Origin of the sequence: Nonomuraea sp. WAC 01424 (genome assembly GCF_003947315.1) — a bacterium.
Taxonomy (GTDB): Bacteria; Actinomycetota; Actinomycetes; order Streptosporangiales; family Streptosporangiaceae; genus Nonomuraea; species Nonomuraea spiralis.
Genome location: NZ_QHHZ01000002.1, coordinates 452,578 through 470,243, shown reverse-complemented (window position 1 = coordinate 470,243; position 17,666 = coordinate 452,578). Strand labels below are relative to the sequence as shown.

The window sequence follows — 17,666 nt, the reverse complement described above, 5'->3', positions numbered from 1 at the left end:
GACGGGCTTCAGGATCGGCGGGGGAGGCGTTCGGACGACGTCTCCGCGACGGGCTTCCGCGCGGCGGCGGGGTCCAGGAGCGGGCCCTCCGGGATGAGCCGCAGCAGATGCGCGGGCACCGGCGCCACCTGGGCGGCGTCGTAGCCCAGCGTGCCGACGAGGTCGGGGGAGGCCAGCCGGAACCGTTTGCCCTCGTCGGTGATGAGGGAGTACTCGTGGATGGCGTCGGTCTGGCCTTCGCCCGAGAGCTGGCCGGCCAGCGCCGCGCCGCCGGGAGGCAGCAGCACCTGGTCGACGCGGTCGGGGTTGCCGCTGCTCGGCGGCTTCGGGATGGCCAGCGTCGCCCCGGTCGTCAGCCGTGCCCGGACCGAGCCCTTGAGCGTGTCGGCGTACACCGCGCACAAGGGCGCGTCCGCCGCCGGGGCGCGGAAGCGCGGCATGGTGACCGGCACCGCGCCGCCCAGGACGCGCAGGGCCGACATCTTGGCGGCGTTGACGGTGGCGGCGTCCACGGCGATCGGGCGTACCCGGCCGCCGCCGTAGGCGATCTTGGTGTCCGGGTCCTGGAGCAGGAGCGTCGCCTGCGTGTGGGTGAGGGGCGTGAGGCCGTCGGCGAGCAGCACGTACCAGCGTTCCGGCACGCCGGGCACGGCGGCCAGCGTGAAGACCTGCCCCACCCGCGCGGGCGGGCCGCCGGGGCCCGGCACCCGCTTGCCGCGCTGCGCGATCGCCGGTGCGGCGAAGTCCGGACCCGCGGGGATGGAGTTCACCCAGGAGATCGGTACGCGGCGCGGCGTCTGGTCGGTGAGCCGGCGCGGGCTGCTGACCAGCATGCGGTAGTTGTTCCACAACACCCAGTTCTGCTGCCCGTCGTCGACGAGCAGCGCGTCGGTGCCCACCGGCGTGCCGCCGACGTCGATCCCGCCCAGCAGCGTGACGTACGGACGCCGCACCCCTGTCGCGTCCTGCTGTTCGACCACGCAGACCGTCCACGGAGATCTGACCAGCTTCTGGGGCTTCGGCAGCGAGTCGGGCGCGCCCGAGATGCCGACCTTCTGCCCTCGTGCGAAGCCGGCCAGCGACTCGGCCGACACCGTACGGACCTTGATCTCCTGGCTGTCCAGCAGGAGCCTGGCGGAGACGTAGTTCTCCACCGGCTGGAGCTTGCCGTCGCTCTGGTTGTAGACGTAGGAGGCGCCGGTCTCCTCCTCCACGAGGAGCTGGCCCGCCTCCTTGAGCTTGGTGGCCCCTCCTGGGCTGAGCATGCCCCAGATCCCGAACCCGGCCGTGATCAGCACCAGCAGGATGATGCCGGCGAAGGTCGCCACGTTGTACCGCCGCATGGGGGACTCGGGCAGATCGGGCTCGCCCTGCAACAGCGCCAGACCCAGGCGCTGGGTCATCAGTTTGTGCGCCTGGTAGAGATCCTTTCGGGTCTGCATGACGGACAATGTAACGCAGGTTGCGAAAGAAACTTAATGATGATGGATATCACGCTTTTATACGGCATGGCCGCCTAGTAGGCTTCTTGATCAACCGCATGCGGGAGGCTGTCATGGCACCAACCGACAATGGTTGGCATTTGGAGCAGAGCTGGCCGGGTCTGGTCGCCGACAGGGACGGTGTCGAGTACGCTCCGGCGGAGCTGGTAAAAGTAGCCAACGCCCTTTGGGCGAAATTCCCCGAACTGTACGGCAGCGATCCGAACGCCCGGCCAACCACCGCCACGACGCCCGGTCAGGGCTCCCAGCCCGACGTGGAGGCACAGGGCGGATCGTTGCAGGTGTTCGCCCATCACCTTGCGCAGGTGAAGCGCTGGGACGGCGGCAAGAGCTTCGGCGCGGCGCTCGTGCAGGGCCACAAGGAGTTGACCACGGTCTACGAGCAGGTCAACGAGAAGCTCAGGATCGCGTTCGCGCTCATCGACGCGGGCGCGGGCAACTACAAGCGCGCCGACGCCGCGAACGGGGGCTAGAGATGGCCGTGGACGTGTCCGGTGACCACACGATCCGCCCCAGCGGGGGCGCGTCCTTCGCCGTCGACGACGACGGCCGGAGCGTGGCGGGCATCAAGAGAGTGATCACCGAGATCGACGTGCCGTCCCTCCAGCGGGTGGCGGCGTCCTACCTGTCGGCCGCCGATCGGCTCACCTCGATGAACGAGGCCCTGGTATCGGGCGCGACCGCGATGGCCAAGATCTGGGAAGGGCCCTCGTCGGTGGAGTCGCAGCAGTCGCTGCGCACGCTGCACGCCACCATCCGCGAGCTGGCGGAGAAGTTCCGGGCGGTGGGCCGGCCGCTGGAGGCGCTCTGCACACGGCTCCTGGCCCACCAGGATTTCGTGGAGAACAAGGGCGAGGCGTGGAGCGACAACGACGAGACCTGGGACGACAGCATCCCCGGCTGGTACAAGACGATGAACGCCGGGTACGAGTGGGGCTCCTCGGACGAGCTGGCCGGCCAGCATCTCCGGCTGCTCAACAACGACCTGCACAAGATCTACGAGCAGTGGCCGTTCAGCATCCACAAGGTCGTGCCCGACCTCAAGGAACCGACGGCTCCGAGCCCCCCGGTGGAGACGCCTGACGACACCGGGGGCGACGACATCGATCCGGATTCCTTCACCCGTCCCGACGACGACTTCCAGGGCGACGACTTCGACGGCGTCGACGACACCTCGCCCGACGACACGTCCACACCCGACCTGCCTGGCGACACCCTCGGCTCGGACGGCTACCCGGACGGGACCACCCCGGACGGTTCCGGCACGGGCACCGACCCCGGCGGGACCTACCCCGGCACCGGCACCCCCGGTGGCAGGGATCCCGGCGGCGCCGACCGCGCCGCGTACCCCGGCGGCGGCACCGGCCCGGACACCGGCGCCGGCCTGCCGGGCACGGGCGGCCTCATGTACACCTCCGGCTCGACCACCCTGGAGGACTTCCAGCGCCCGGCCGGCTGGAACCCGAACACCTCCACCTCCTTCCCGAACGGGAACATCCCGCCCGCGGGCAACGGCACCGGCAACGGTGTCGGCGGCACCATGACCGGCGTCGGCGCCCTCCCGCTCAACGCCAGATCCGCGTCCGCGAGCGGCAGCGGCCTCCCGTTCATGCCGATGGGCGGCGCGGGGGCGGCCGGCGAGGAGGAGGAGAAGGAGAACAGCACCTGGCTGCACGAGGACGACGACGTCTGGGGCAACGACGCGGGCGACGCCGTCTCCGGCAAAATCGGCTGACGGGACCGCTCGGAAGGACGACGGCCGCGATCGACCGGGGTCCGGCCCGGCTTCTTGACGCGTCTTTCGCGTCGAAAACGTACTGGCGGCGTTCAGCTCATTCGGCCTGTTCGAACCCCTCGTCGAGGCGTCCTTCCTCGTACGCCCGCAACGCGTCCTCCTCGGAGTAGAACGTGGGCAGGACGACGACCTGGCCGTCTTCCCGCAGGACCAGCAGCGGACCGGCCCCGAGCAGGGCGTCCTCCCAGTCGCGGGTGTGCAGGAACGCGGCCGTGGTGAAGACCAGCAGCCATCCGTACGGCTTCTCGATGGCCGCCTCGTCGTTGAGGACGAGCTCTTCCGGGTCGTACTGGGGGAGGAGCTCGCGCGCGAACTCGAGGGCGATGCGCTCGGCTGCACTTCTGTCGATCATAGTGGTTCTTTCGTCAGGCCGTCTGGTAGAGCACGTAGGACACGTATCCGCGATCATTTCGATTGACGGCGCTCATCCATCCGGACTGTCCGTCTATGTAGAGCAGGCCGGCATCGGTGTTGACGATGTTCCAGGCATGCCCCGGAGCGCTGGCGCGATGACCCACCAGTATTCCGCGGGAGCCGGGGGTCTGCCGGATGAGGTTCTCCGCTTCCTCCAGTGAGGAGGTCATGCGCAACGGAACGCGTATGGCGCGGCCGGTGTAGAGGCCATACCAGGTGCCGGCGTGCTCACCGATCAGTCCGGCGACGGCGGGCCGGCCGCCGAGGATGTCGTCGACCGCGAGAGCCACCTCAGCGCAGTTGATCATGCCCCTCGGGTTGCGCTTCAGGGGGTTGATGTACGGCAGCAGGCGCTCGATCTCAGAGGCACGGAGTGCGCGTCCGCCGGCCTGCTCAAGGACCGTTCTGACCATAATGTAGCCCGAACGCAGCCAGCCTTCTTCCTCCTCCGTCAACGACTTGGGCACATAGAGCCTGCCCGTGTTGCGAGGGCGGAGCTCGGCGAGTGGAAGACGTTCGCGCCCGGCCCAGCCACCGGGCGTGCGCAGATCCAAGGGCTCGTTCATCTTCGGGAGCTCGGAGCGGAGCCAGGCCCGGAGTTGTGCCGCCACGACGCCCGAGGTGTCGGAGGGGAGGAAGATCTTGAACCGTGCCGGTGACCCGATGGCGTTCTGGCCGTCTGCGGCCAGCACCACCCGGTCGGTGAATCGAGCGAGCTCCTGCGCGAAGCCCGTCGTGCCGTCATGGGGACCGGCGAGCAGAATCGTCGCGCCCGGCGGCAGATCCGCGAAGATCAGCAGCATCGCCGCGACCGCCTCGGCCCGCAGGCGCCGGTCGCCGACCATCATGCCCCGCTCCACGTAACGTCCCTCTACCACGAAGACGCCCTCGGTGGCCGGCGTCGTGGAAGGCGCGGCGTCAAGGGCCGGACTGCTGTGGAAGCGTACGCCCGCGGGGGTCCTGTGGACCGTGTTCTGGAAGTGGGCCGCCAGATCGTGCGCAAGATGCTGGTTGAGATTGATCGCCGGTGTGACCACAATGCCCGTCCGGGGCCGGGCGGACGTCTGGGTGAGAAAGTAGTGCGGGCCGTCGGGCGTCGGCAGCACGGCCGTCACGGCGAACGGGGCGTCGGTCCTGAGGGTGACATGATGCGGTTTGCCCGACAGATCCCCGACCGGCACGTAGTCGGTCGACAGGACGGTGACCCGCACGCCGGTGGGACGTTCGGCCAGCAGGTCGGCGTCGTCGACGCCGTCGATAAGGCGCTTCATGAAGAACCCGTCGCCAGGCGCGGCATTCGAAGGGATCAGCTGGCCGGGCACCCAGGCGAACACGTGCCCGGCGGCGGTGGGCCGTCCCGCCAGTTCGGCTTGGGCCTGCGCGATCAGGCTGAACAGCCCACGCTCGTACGCCTGTGCCAGATGGTCGTTCCGCAGGAGCTCGGCGAGCAGGGAATCCGATTCCAGCGGAGGCTGCCACGCGGGCACGCGGTACTCCGGCGTGGTCAGGTCTTCGGAGAACGCCAACGGGATCAGCCCGGCCTCGTCGGAGCCGGTGAGGCTGTTCAGCGTGTTCAGGAGCCACTCGTGCCGGGCGTCGAGGTCGAGCGCTGCGAAGACGGCGCGTAACTCTTCCAGCTTGACGGTCAGGTCGGCGACGACACGGGCCGACAACACCGGCGCGCCCGCGTGGAATCGCCCGTCGACGGTCTTCCCGAATCGGGCGAGGAGCGGGTTGACGTCGAGCAGCCGTCGCAGGGTCGCCTGGTCCGGCGACGAGCCATGACGAAGGAGGGCGTACAGCGCCCGGGTGGCCAGGCGGCCCGCCGCCTCGGCGGGAGACTCGGTGGTGATCTCTTCGTAGACGACGGTGGGGCCGGCCCGATGGGAGCCGGGCACACCGTCGTCGCGGGCCTCGATGAGCTCCTCCAGCGTGGCCTCGAACTCGTCGGCCTGCGCACGGGTCGGAAACTCGTGGCGCAGCGCTCGCCGGCCGTCGCCGAAGGTCACCTCGGTCGTACGTCCGTACGCTCCGGGGGCCTCGACCGAGCGGGCGATGCCCGTGGTCAGGCTCACCCGCAACCTGTCGTTGCCGAACGTACGCCAGACCACTCCGTCCCCGTCGACGTGCACGGCTGGACCGGCGACGCCCATCACCCGCCTGACCAGCGCCTGGACGAGGACCTGCGCGGCCAGGTGGGTGGGGACCTCAAGCCCCTGGGACCCGTCGGCGAACGTGACGACGTCCCCCAGGGAGCCTGAACGCCGCTTCGACACGACGCCCTGCCGGAGATTGTCACGCAGGCGCAGAACAGGATCGATGGTCTGGCTCCCGGCCGCGGGTTTCGTGCCTGCACGTGTCGAGGGCGAGCCTTGGTCAGTGGCGGCTCTGAGCTGCTCCACCCTGCCGAGACGCAGGTACTGTCCCGGCGCGGCGGCCAGCACGCTCTCCCGGCCGGCCGCGTTGCTGACGAAGGGGCCGCCGGCGAGTGATCGGTGGCGTTCCATGATCTGGTCGAACTGGGCTTGCAGGCCCGACCGCGCGAAGTCCTCACGTGCGGCCACCAGCATGGTCTCCAGCGCCACGAGGTCCGAGAGGGACAGCGGGTTGCTCGCCCAGTTGCGGCGGCCGGAGGCGTCCTCGCGCAGGAACAGGTCGAGCAGCGGGCGGCTGGTCGGAAGCACGTGGAGGGCCGGTCTGGTGACGAGCGGCGTGATGTCGGCCAGGGCGGCGAGGTATCCGGTCAGCACCGCCTCGCGGGTGCCGAGGAAGCCGGCGGAGGTGGCGGTGGGCGTCCAGTCGATCAGGATGTGCCGGTCGCCGGCCGCCCTGGCGGGGCCGACCAGGCCCAGGCGGTGGGCCAGCTGCGTCATCAGCAGGGTCAGGTTCCTGCTCTGGGGGGTGGACTCCTCAAGGAGCAGGGCGGGGGAGCCGTCGGCCAGCGTCACCTTGGAGACGTTCGCGCCGAGGGGCTCCGGCTCACCCCGGACACCCAGAGCCGCCAGCTCCGGATCACTCGGGGCGCCCAGAACCTCCGGCTCCGGGGCGGTTCGGGGGTCCGAGGCTTCCTGGGTGTCGGTTTCTTCTGTCCAGTTGATCAGGGCGTCGATGGGGTGCGAGGGGCCGGTGCGCGCGGTGAGGTCGGCCTCCACCGCGGCGATCTCGGCGGCCAGCCGGTCCGCGGCCGCGGTGTCGCCCGCCGCCAGGGCCTCGCGCTGCTTGCGTTCCAGGAAGCGCAGCTCGTTGCGGCGGGCGGTGACGCACTCGTCGCGCGTGGCCTCTCCCGGCGCGTGCGGGTGCGTGTGCTCGCCCTCCGTACGGAACTGGAGCACGTCGCTGATCTCGTGCAGGACGAGCCGGGCCACCTGGTCGGAGGCGACGCGGGGGGCCAGGGTCACCACGTGCGGATCGCCCTGCGTGCCGGCGTTCGTCGCCGTGGTCTCGCCGAGGTAGCCGCCCTGGACCGGCCCCACCTGGAACCGGAAGTGCAGCCGTCCGAGCAGGTCGGACTCCAGTGTGAGCGTGTCGCCGTCGTTCCAGAGCACCCGCCAGGTGCCGCCGACGCCGCCGAAGTCCTCCAGCAGCACTTCGTTGTTGAACGCCTGCCTGGCCTCGTCGACGGTGAGGTCGCTTTCCCCAGCGGCCCGGCCGTCCGCGACGAACCCGGAGTCGGGGAGGGGGGAGCCGTGGGTGGAACGGGGCGCGCCGCCCGGCCCGTTCTCCGCGTCGTCGGGCTTGTTCTCGGCCGGCCAGGCCGCCGGATCCGCGGCCGGCAGGATGCCGCGCCTGCTCAGCTCGTTCCTCAGGTGCTCGGCGAGGCTGGGGGCCTGCTCCGCCTGCCGCTCAGTGCGTCCGGCGGGGTCGGCGGGGTCGATGGAGGTGGCGGGGTTCGTGTCCGTCCTCGGCATGGTGCGCTCGTGCAGGGCCAGCAGGTCCATCCCGTGCTGCTCGGCCATCGCGATCAGGGAGGACGGCAGTCCGGCGAAGCGCCGCCCGAATCCCGCGTCGTCCGCCTGTGCCGTCAGGCGGCCGTCGGGGGTGGCGACGTAGGTCAGGGGCGGCCCGTACGGAGGCAGGAGCGTGACCAGGACGTTCTCGTTCCGATCGCGGGCGTCCACTTGCGCCTGCCTGAGCTCCCCGTACGAACGAACGGGCCGCCCGGTCCCCGAGCCGACCGGCCCCGGCAGGGCGGCGGCAGCAGCGGTGGCCGGCCCGGGAGCCTCGTGGCCGACAACCGGCGGCGGGTTCTCGGCCTGTTCGGCCAGCTCCCGCATGACCTCGTCGAAGACGATCACATCGGCGTGGCCCGTGGCGACGCGGACGGCCCCCTGCGGCGGCCTCTGCCCGGACTTCGGGGCCGGCGAGACCTCGACGCGCACGGTGTAGTCGACCCGGAACCTGACCGAGCTGCTGTCGGCCTTCTCGAAGACGCTGGTCTCCCTGCGGTTGCCGCCGCCGACCGACGCGCCGTCGCCGCCCTGGCTGCGGTAGCTGCCGCCCATGCCGAACTTGAGGTCGAACGGGAGCCAGCTCCGCATGTCGCTGCTCCCGACGGTGATCCCGGCCGGGAGCCACCGGGTACGGTTCGAGCTCGCGGACGTGCCCCACTGCCTGCGGTCGACCTGCCCGATCTCGTAGTCCTTGTGACCCTGGGCGATCGTCACGGGCTCGGACAACACCGCTCCGACGTGCACGCGGGCCACCCTGCCGTGCGCCAGCGGCACTTCGAGCACCATGAGCCCGTCCTCGGCCGTCATGAGCTCGAAGTTGGTGTTCCGGTTGTTGCCGGTCAGGATCCGGGCGAGCGTACGGGACTCCCGGCGGGAGAGGTCGAGGCCCATCGTCGCCTTCAGGTGCCGTTCGACGGCCTTGGCGAGGTCCTTCACCCGCGTGCTCTCGACCATGAAGTTCTCGGGCACGGGGAAGGGCCGCGGATCGGCCACGGCGGGCTGCGGAGCGGTGCCCGCGCGCGCGACCATGCCGGGCGGGATGAGCCGGTCGATGGTTCCCGAGACGCGCCGGGAAGCCTCCGCCACCAGCGACGCGTCCTCCACAGGCGACGAGGACCTCACCCGCCGTACGTCGACCACGAGCCGGATGCCCTGGCGCACCTCCGCCCTGGTCCCCTCGAACGACGCCGCCCGCTGCACCCGGGTCTCCTGCAGGTTGCTCGCGGCCGAGGCACCGCGTCCGCGGTCGGTGCCCGTGGAACCCGACTCCGTGCCGCCTTCCGTGTCCTTGCCGCCGAAGGTGCCGGTCAGCGCCGAGGACTCGGAGACGTTCTCCTCGTGCATGGTGTAGAGCTGGAGGATCTGCCCCACGTCGGAGACCTCGCCCCGATACTGGACGTCATCGCTCAGCACGGCCCGTACGGTGACCTCAAGGGTGTCCGTGACCCCGTCGCCCCTGACGGTGTACTCGGCGGGCGGGGAGTCCGGGTCGAGCAGAGTGTCGATCTTGCCCAGCCAGGTGTCGCCGGAGAAGTCGGCCGACAACGCGCGCCACAGGTCGGTGTCCTGGGCGAGCGCGCCCGGAGCCACCGCCTCGACCGCCTCCGTGATCTCGTCCAGCAGCTCGACCTCGGCGCGCGGCCGGTCTTCCGGGTGGAGGCTGACCCCCTTGACGGTGCTCATGCCGATGGCGTCCTGGTACGTCGGCGCGAGCACGGCGGCCACCTCGCCGTTCTCCAGCCGCCGGGCGGCCGCCTCCAGTTGCGCCTTGACGTGGTCCTGGAACTCCGGCCGGCTCAGCATGCGGTCGATGGTCTCGGCAGGCAGCTCGCCGGGACGGCCCGGCGGAACCCCCGGCGGCATCATCTCGGCCAGCGTCTCGGAGGAGAACAGTTCGAGGAGCGCGGCGAGGGCCCTGCCGGTGTCGTGCCCCCAGCTGAGCGGGACGCCGGGCAAGGTGGTCAGGCCCGGGACACCCGACGGATGGGCGGTCCTCGCGCTGGCCAGGTCCTCGAGGTACCGGGTGATGAACCTGACCGCCACCCGGCGGCCGAGCTTCAGGTCGCCGTTCATCAACCGTTCGGCCGCGTCGGCGAGCTGGTGCAGCGGCAGCTCCACCTCTCCGTTCGCGTACAGGTCGAGCGCGTCGCGTTCGGCGAGCAGGTAGACGGCGGTGCCGTCGTTCCGCGTGATCGTCTTCGCGCCGATGCCGGAACCCACGGTCACTTCCGTGGCGACGTCCATCACGAAGGAGTAGTGCCTGCCCGTGTCGATGGTCAGTCGCTCGGGGCCGGAGATGATCTTCCGCTCGTTCGAGGTCGTACGCCCCCCCGAGGCGGTGCCGCTCCCCTCGCCCTCCCGCTCACCGGGCGCCGGCACTCCCACGGAGCCCCCGGCGTCCCATGGGGTGGAGACCCGGGTGGTGCTGCTCTGGGAGCTGAGGGTGAGGTTGATGTCGCCGACCAGGATGTCGGTGGCGGACAGGAACCGCGACTGGCCCTGCGTCAGGCGGAGGCGGACCGGCTGGTGCCGCGCCGTCCCCATCGCCGTCTGGGCATCCACCCCGGTCCGGTGACCGGAGGTGAACACCTCGGGGTGGCTGACCAGGCTGCGTACGTTGAAGAACGCCGCGAGGTGCTGGAACGCGGGCGAGCCGCGGTCGAGCGAACCGTCGAGCAGGTCCGCGACGGTCGTCGCGATGTCGCCGACGTCGATGTCGCCGAGGTCGAGGTGGGCGACGGTGGCTCGCCGGAGCACCGACGTCGAGGTGGGGTGCCGCGGCCCCGGCGGCCGCGGGTGCCCGTCGGACGACAGCGCGAGCGGGAGCAGATCGGAGGGGAGCACGATCCGCGCGTCCCCGGCCCGTCCCTCCGCCACGGTCCGTCCGAGGTTCGCCCCGGTCAGTCGCTCGACCTGGACGACGTGCGGGATGCGGAAGACCGCGCTCTGCCCGGTGCCCTCCAGGAGTTTCACCTGGTTGACGGTGCTGCCCGTCGTGAGCTCCACCTGGTGGTTCCGGCCGCCGCCGACGGAGAGGCTGGATCCCCCGAGATCGAGGCCGGGGTCGTCCTTCAGGGAGAGGCCGCTTCCCAACCCCGCTCCCCACGACCCGGTCATGTTCCGGGACGAGGTGTAGGTGTCGGAGCCGATGTCCAGGTTCACCACCGGCTCGGCGCCGGTCACCCCCTCGTAGACGGCGTTGTCGAAGTCCTGTCTCAGGCTGATCCGCAGGGTGTAGTGCTCGGCCGGGCCGAGGGGGTTGTGGTGGACCAGGTTGACGATCAGGCCCGCCTGGGCTGCCTGGTCGTAGCCGGTCTCCAGGCGTTCGGCGGAGAACTGCTCGGCGACCAGTTGCTCGTTGGCCATCTGGCTCGCCCTGACCGAAGGGTCGATGGCGTAGTGGGGGACGCCGTTCTTGAGCTTCGGCAACACGCCTTCGCGGCGCAGATACTCCTCGACCTGTTCCCGGATCGAGTCCATGCCGGTGATCTGCTGAACCAGCGCCGGGCCCGCGCCGCGCGTCTGGTTCTCGCCCGTCCCGTACCAGGTGGGCAGTGCGCCGACTCTGCCGGGCGGATCGACCTTGACGGGATCGCCTCTGAGCACGACGTTGCCGTCCGCGTCGCGCCCGATCTCCGCTGCCGGGTCGACCGGCAGGCCGTAGCGGTAGGCGTCCGGTTCGGGGATGCGGAACAGTCCGGTGCTCGGGTCGGAGACGAGGGTGATCGGGTCGTTACGGCCCATCTGGATCGTCACCGTGTGCACCATGTTCAGCAGGTAGCCCTGGGTCTCACCCGCCCATCGCTGCACGCTCGGATGGATGGCCACGCCGGTCACGCCGGTGGACGCGGATGCCGCTCTGCTCACACCGCCGCGGAGGGTGGATTCCCATGCAGGGTAGTCCTGATCGGTCTGGTCGGCCGTCTTCGTGGTCAACCCCGCGGTCAGTCCGAGGTCCGTGTCGTGGCTGTCGGAGTGGCCCTGGCCCGCCTGGGAGGATCCGACGCGCAGCCGTTCCTGGTGATGCTTGGTGCTGGGGCCGCCGACACGTGTGTCCCCGGGGAGCACGGTCGTGCGTATCGTCATCACGCCACGGATCCGGCCGTTCACGATGATGGGCCGGCGCAGCCCCGCCGGATCGTTGACGGCCACGCCGAGGTTGCTGGGCAGGTCCTCGGTGATCGCCGTGACGACCTGGTTGCGGGCGACGGAGCTGCGCATGGCCTTCGTCAGCCGTCCGGTCACCCGCTCGGCCAGATCGAGCAGGCCGGTCATGCTGACGACGACGTGCTCGGGGAAGGGGGAGCGCCGCCGGTCGGCCTCGGGAAGCTGGAGGGGCTTGTCACTGGGGTCGAGGAGATAGGCGTGCGAGAGCCACAGGCTCTGACGCGTGGTCTCCCCGGCGGGCAGCGAGGCGGTCACCGAGGTGCCGGACGCGGTGCGCAGTTCCACGTTCCAGCTCGCCTTGGCGGTGAACATGGTGGCCGAGCCGCGGTTGTCCTCGACGTTGCCGCCCAGCCAGTTGTCCTGAGCCGCGGTGGAGACGGAGTGAGCGCCACCCCTGCCCCACTTGACCCTCATGACACCGTGGTCGGCGATGAAGTGGAGGGTCTCCGAGGACGTGCTCCGCATCCACCGCCGGCCCAGGTCCACGATGTCCCGGTCGAAGGTGAACCCCTTGGAGCGGCGGCCGGTGGCGGACGCCCTGCCGCCGCCCTGCGGCAGCTGCCCGAGCATGGTCTCGGAGTGGGAGGCGGCCGGCTTCACCACCTCCATGAGGTCGTCGAGCGTCAACCGGATCCGCAGTTCCGCGCCTTCGGTCCCGTTCAGGCGCAGCAGCAGGCCGTCCGGCGCGACCGCGGTCTGGAAGGCCTGGCGGATCGCCCGCCTCAGCTCTTCCTGGGAGAAGCGTGTGGAAAGGCCCTGGTCGGTGAGCAGCTTGTTGACCAGTTCGGTCAGCGGGGCCAGGTTGGCGATCGGGCCGGCGGCGGCGGCGGCGAGCAGGGCGTGCGGCGGCGGCAGTGCCTCCCGGTGTGCCGAGTCGTAGGCGTCCGATCGGCTCCGCATCTCCTGGAGGGCGACTTCGACCTGGAGCGTTCTGGGCTTGTCCGGCCTGTTCACCCTGTTCAGGGCGGTCATTGTCGCGTCGGCGGCCTCGAGTGCCTGGTTCGCGGCGATCGCGGCGGCCGCGTACCGCTCGGCTGCCCGGGCGTGGTACCTGGCGGCGGACTCCGCCTGCTCGGCGGCCAGCACCTGCTGACGCGCGCGCTCGGGAGCGCCGTCGTCCTGGTTCAGACCGTGCAGGAAAGCGTGATTCCAGGCCTCCCGAGCCTTGTCCCAGGACTCTTCGGCATGGTGCCGGTGACGGCTGTTGAGTTCGAGGTTGTGCGCCCAGGCGGCCTCCAGCCTCCTCTCCTCCGCCTCGACCTCCGCCCTCAGCTGCGACAGCGCGGTGGGCGGGGGCTCGGGCACCGAGAGGGCGGGCGGTGTCGCCGGCGGCAGCGCGGCGACCGCATCCTGGTACGCCTTCATGTCCGCGGCGGCCGCTCGCGCGACGGCGTTCAGCATGGCGTGGTCGACCGGCTCTCCCGAGACCACGTTCTTCAGCAGTTCGGCGAGCACCTCGTGGACGTCGCGGGCGGCGACCGCCAGGCGTTCGGCCGTCTCGTGCAGCGCGCCGAGCCGGGCGAGCTGCGCCGCGGTGGCCTGCCACCTCCGTGCGCCCTCCAGGTCCTGCCGGGCCAGCGCCTCCGCCGCGAGCACGTACGGCGCGCTCGCCGCCTCGTTGTAGGCGCGTACCGCCGCGCGCTGCGCCCTGACGACCCCGTCGAACCTCTCGATGGTGGTACGCAGCGCCGTGGCGGTGGCCCGCCGGTCCGACACACTCTGGAGGAGGTCGCCGAGCATGTCGTCGATGACCTGGGCGTCGCGCCTGTTCGCCAGGCGGTCCGGCGTCGTGAGCTGACGGTAGTACCCCTCATGGGTGGCGCCCAGGCGGAACAGCTGCGAGGCGAGCACGTGCGGCGGGGTGATCAGGATGCGCCGCGCCCGAACCGTCTCGTCGAGGAGCAACTGGTACGTCTCGGCGGCCCGTACGGCCGAGTCGGCCGCGCTCTGGCGTTCCGCCGCCGTGCCCGGTGAACGTCGCGCCGGGCTGATGAGCTCGGCGGCGGCCGCCCGCAGCGCGGCGATGTGGGCGCCGAGCACGTCCGGTTCGGTGGCCTGGGACAGCGCGGGAACGAGGACGGCCGGGTCGACCTGCTCCTCGTACCGCAGGCGGAGCTGGTGGGCCGCGTGCAGCGCCCTGGCGAACTCGGTGCCCCTCCTGCCGGGAGCGCCCGCGGTGTGCACGAGCGACTGGGCGCTCTCGTACGCGGCCCTCGCCTGGGACACCGCCGTCAGCAGCGGGGAGGTGCCCATGTCGGTCACCGTCATCGCCAGGAGCCGGAGGTCGGACTCCGCGCGCAGGAGCCGGTCGATCTGCCGCGCCAGCGCCTGGTCGAGATCCTGTACGAGCTGGGCGACGGCCTGGTCGTGGTGGGTCAGCAGGCCGATCAGGTCGTTCGTCGACTGACCGGCCGGCGCCGGTCGCGCCCCGGCCTCTTCCAGCTCGCCGTGGGCCTCCAGGATCCTGCGTACGGCCTCCCGCTCCTCCTCCAGGACGGATCGTTCGGCGCCGCTCGTCAGGTCGATCCGGCGGTTCAGGAACTCCAGCTCGCGGTGGCGGGCGGTCAGGCACTCGTCGCGCTCGTTCGGCTGGGTGATCAGGCGGCGCAGCAGGCCCTGGCGAGGCTCTTTCCTGGCGTGCAGGGTGTCGGCGATCTCGTGCAGCATCAGCCTGGCCACCTGGTCGGGGGCCACGCGCGGGGTCAGCCGTACCTCGTTGACGCCGTTCGCGTACAACACGGTACGGCCGAGCCTGCGCCGGGAGACGCGGCCCACCTCGAAGGTGAACGTCTGGTCGGGGAGGCCCGCGACCTCGACCACCAGCGTGCCGGGGGCGGTCCAGCGCAGGCCGGTGATCTCCGATCCGAGGTCGGACGCGCGGACCTCGACCTCGAACGCCGCCCTGGCCTCCGCCACCGTGAGCACCGGCACGCCGCGGTCGCGGCCGTTCGCGACGAACCTGGAGTCCTTGATGGGCCGCCCGCTCACGAGGGCATAGGCGTCCCTGGTACGGCGAACGGCGCCGATCAGCCTGGTGACCAGGGCGGGGCCGGAGGTGGCGGGCTGCTGGGCGGGTGCGGGGACAGGGGTGGGGTCAGCCTGGGTCTGCGGGGCGGGGCCGGGGGCGGCCGCCGTCTCGGCCGTGGTGAGGGCGCCGGTGTCCTGCGGGGCCGGAGCGGGGTCGGCGGTACGGGGCTCCCCGACGTTCTGCGGGTCCCCGGTCCGCGCGGTCTCCGGGGTGCCGGTGCTGTCCGGGGTTGCGGTGCTGTCCGGGGTGGTGTTCTCGGCCGGGGCCCCGGCCGTGTCGGGAGCGGGCGTCGCGTCCGGGGTGGTGGTCGTGTCCGGAGCGGGGGCCGCATCAGGGGTGGTGGCCGCGTCCGGGGCGGTGGCCGGCGTCTGGGAGGCGGTGGTGTCCGAGTCGCGGGAGGTGTGCGGCGTTTCGGCGGGCGCCTGGTCCGTGGTGGGCGCGGGCTGCTGATCGGCGGCGGGGGCGGCGTCCTGCGCGGCCGGCTGGGACGCCGGTCGCGCGTCTTGGCGCGGGTCCTGCGATCGGTCCTGCTGGTCCTGCTGGTCCTGCGGCTGGTCCTGCGGCTGGGCCTGCGGTTGGGATTGAACTTGAGGGGTGGGGGTGTCCTGGCGGGGTTTGGTGTCGTTGGTGTGCTGGGGGCGGGGGGCCTGCGGCGTGTCCGGGGTGGCGTCCGGCGTCTGTACGGCTCGGCTCGCCTTCGGCGCGGTCTGCTGGGGCGCCGCCGGTTCGGTGACCGTGCTCGTACGGTCCCGCCTGCCCCCGCCGGGGAGGTCGCCCTGCGGCAACACCGGGCTCCCGCCGGCGTCGGGCGAACCGGCCTGAGGGCCGGGGACGGAGGAGAGGTCCCCGAGGCCGGGAGCCGTCGTGATGGTGGACGCGTTCCGCTGGGCCGCCATCGCCTCGGCGAACACGCCGCTCAACGAGGTCACGGGGGTGACGGCCGCGTGCAGGACCTCCAGGTTGGTCGGGCTGAGGGTGTTCGTACGCCCTGCGCCGCCGAGGAAGCCGCCGTAGAAGCCTTCCGCGCCCGGCAGCGCGAACTGGTCGTAGACGGCGTAGTTGGCGACGATGCTGCCGGCGGGCGAGGCGACCATGTTGTTCAGGCCGGTGTTCAGCGCACGCCCGGGGAACCGCAGGAACGCGTTGCCGACGCCGCGGTTGTCGCCCGCGATCCGGTTCAGCCGCGAGATGCCAGGTAGGTTGTTGGCGAAGCGCGACATCGGATCGCCGAGCTTGGTGCCCGCGACCGCGCCGGCGCCCGCGCCGATCGCCGCCGCCTTGACCTTCTTCCAGTCCAGCGAGTCGCGGGTGCCCATCTTGATCTGCTGGTACTGGGTGGTGAGGTCGATGACGAGCTCTTCGGAGATCTCCTCGAACAGCTCGGCCGCCAGCGCCGCGTTGAAGAAGCGGCCCGCGCCTGCTCCGGCGAGCTTGGAGATCTGGCCGCTCGCGGCGACCGGGCCCGACCTGGCGGCCACCAGCGCCAGCCGTTCCATGATCAGGGCGATCCTCGACCCGCCCGCGGCGCCCACGCTGCGCAGCATGAGGCTGGCCAGCGGGAAGAAGCCCGCGGCGATCAGGGCGGTGAACGCGGCGATCACCGCGATCCAGAACGCGACGTTGATCGAGAGCTTGGTGTACTGGGTCTCGCGGGCGAAGTTGTCGACCATCTTCGCGTAGGAGAAGGACTCCTGCGCCTTCGCGACCACGCCGACCTTGTTGTCGTAGAGCTTGGCGAGCCGCTTGAAGATGGCCGGTTTGGCGGGCGACTGGAGGCTGCCGTTCAGGGTCTGGACGGTGGTGGAGGTCGGGTCGAGCGTGCCGATGAGCAGGTTCATCAGCTTGACGTACTCGACGCGTAACTCCCAGAGCTTGCTCTCGCTGCCCTCGGGCCAGCTCTGGCCCGCCGTGAGCAACGGGATCAGGTGGTGGACCACCCAGCCGGGCAGCGCCTCGGTCCGCCAGACGGGCTCCACGTCCTTGGTCGCGATCCCGCCGTCGAACGCGCCCGTACCGCCGGCCGCCTTGTGCGCCTCGCTGGCGTCGACGTCGCCTTTGCCCGCCATCATGCCCGGCGGTACGCGTTCGTCAGCCCCAGGTCGATCGCCTGTTCAGTGGTGAGCGTGTTGGAGACCGTCGCCCGCAGCAGCGGCCCGGAACCGGAGATCTCCTTGACCAGCTCTTCGGTGTCGCGCAGGAACCTCTCGGGTCCGCCGCCGGCCAGGTAACTCGAACTGAAGGACACGCCGTCCGCTCCGCCGCCCTGGGGGCTGGCGGCGTTCAGCGCCCGGATCCGCGCGGCGATGGCCGGCCAGGCGGCGGCCAGGTCGGTCGCCATGGCGTCCCACTGGTTCAGGCTGTTGCTGATCGGTTCGCGGATGTGCACGTCCGCCCGGTCGTCGGCGCTCATCGACGGCGTCTCTCTCTCGGCACCGGGCCGGAAAGCTGGTCGAGCACGGTCTCCAGATCGCCCTCCAGATGAGCCCGTAACCGCTCGGGCGGCACCACCGGTTCGAAGAGTTCGACCAGTTCGTTCAGGGCCTTGGCGGTGGCCCGCCGTATGGTGTCGGTGATCGCGTCGGCCAGCCCCCGGGCGTCGGGGCGGCGGTACAGGCGAGGGTCGAGGTCCAGCCTGATCAGCTCGCCACGGACGCTGACCGTGGCCGAGACGAGCCCGTCGGCGGACTTCTCGGTGACCTGGATCGCCTGAGCGCGGGCGTTGAGATCGGTCGCCTCGCGCTGCATGCGCATGAACGTCTCGCGTAACTCGTCGGCGTAGGCCTGGAGTCCCACTATGTCAGCGTCTTCGG

At 71.2% G+C, this 17,666-nt stretch carries 7 protein-coding genes; 2 read left to right on the top strand and 5 right to left on the bottom strand.

What is annotated here, in order from left to right:
• Positions 1 to 8: 8 nt before the first annotated feature.
• Positions 9 to 1,442 (bottom strand): type VII secretion protein EccB, encoded by a 1,434-nt coding sequence (gene eccB / locus DMB42_RS07540; RefSeq protein WP_125631972.1) that lies wholly within the window; start codon positions 1,440 to 1,442, stop codon positions 9 to 11.
• Between the two features lie 113 nt (positions 1,443 to 1,555).
• Between eccB and DMB42_RS07535 the strand changes: the two genes are divergently transcribed.
• Together DMB42_RS07535 and DMB42_RS07530 are read left to right on the top strand one after the other, a co-directional pair.
• Entirely contained in the window at positions 1,556 to 1,975 is a 420-nt protein-coding gene (locus DMB42_RS07535) for a hypothetical protein (protein ID WP_125631970.1), read from the top strand.
• Between the two features lie 2 nt (positions 1,976 to 1,977).
• Positions 1,978 to 3,237 carry a hypothetical protein gene (locus tag DMB42_RS07530; protein ID WP_125631968.1) on the top strand — a complete coding sequence of 420 codons (1,260 nt, stop codon included), beginning with the start codon at positions 1,978 to 1,980 and terminating at the stop codon, positions 3,235 to 3,237.
• Positions 3,238 to 3,334: 97 nt separating this feature from the next.
• Here the strand turns inward: DMB42_RS07530 and DMB42_RS07525 are convergent, their stop codons facing one another.
• The 4 genes from DMB42_RS07525 to DMB42_RS07510 are packed head-to-tail and all read right to left on the bottom strand — an operon-like array spanning position 3,335 to position 17,649.
• Positions 3,335 to 3,649: a YrhB domain-containing protein gene (locus DMB42_RS07525; protein WP_185844503.1), complete on the bottom strand. Its 315-nt coding sequence runs from the start codon at positions 3,647 to 3,649 to the stop codon at positions 3,335 to 3,337.
• Positions 3,650 to 3,662: 13 nt separating this feature from the next.
• Complete coding sequence (locus DMB42_RS07520) at positions 3,663 to 16,925, bottom strand: toxin glutamine deamidase domain-containing protein (RefSeq protein WP_125631964.1); 13,263 nt, start codon at positions 16,923 to 16,925, stop codon at positions 3,663 to 3,665.
• Positions 16,922 to 17,266: a hypothetical protein gene (locus DMB42_RS07515; protein WP_125631962.1), complete on the bottom strand. Its 345-nt coding sequence runs from the start codon at positions 17,264 to 17,266 to the stop codon at positions 16,922 to 16,924. Before DMB42_RS07515 ends, DMB42_RS07520 begins: the two co-directional genes overlap by 4 nt.
• Entirely contained in the window at positions 17,263 to 17,649 is a 387-nt protein-coding gene (locus tag DMB42_RS07510; RefSeq protein WP_260477547.1) for a YbaB/EbfC family nucleoid-associated protein, read from the bottom strand. Before DMB42_RS07510 ends, DMB42_RS07515 begins: the two co-directional genes overlap by 4 nt.
• Positions 17,650 to 17,666 lie beyond the last annotated feature (17 nt).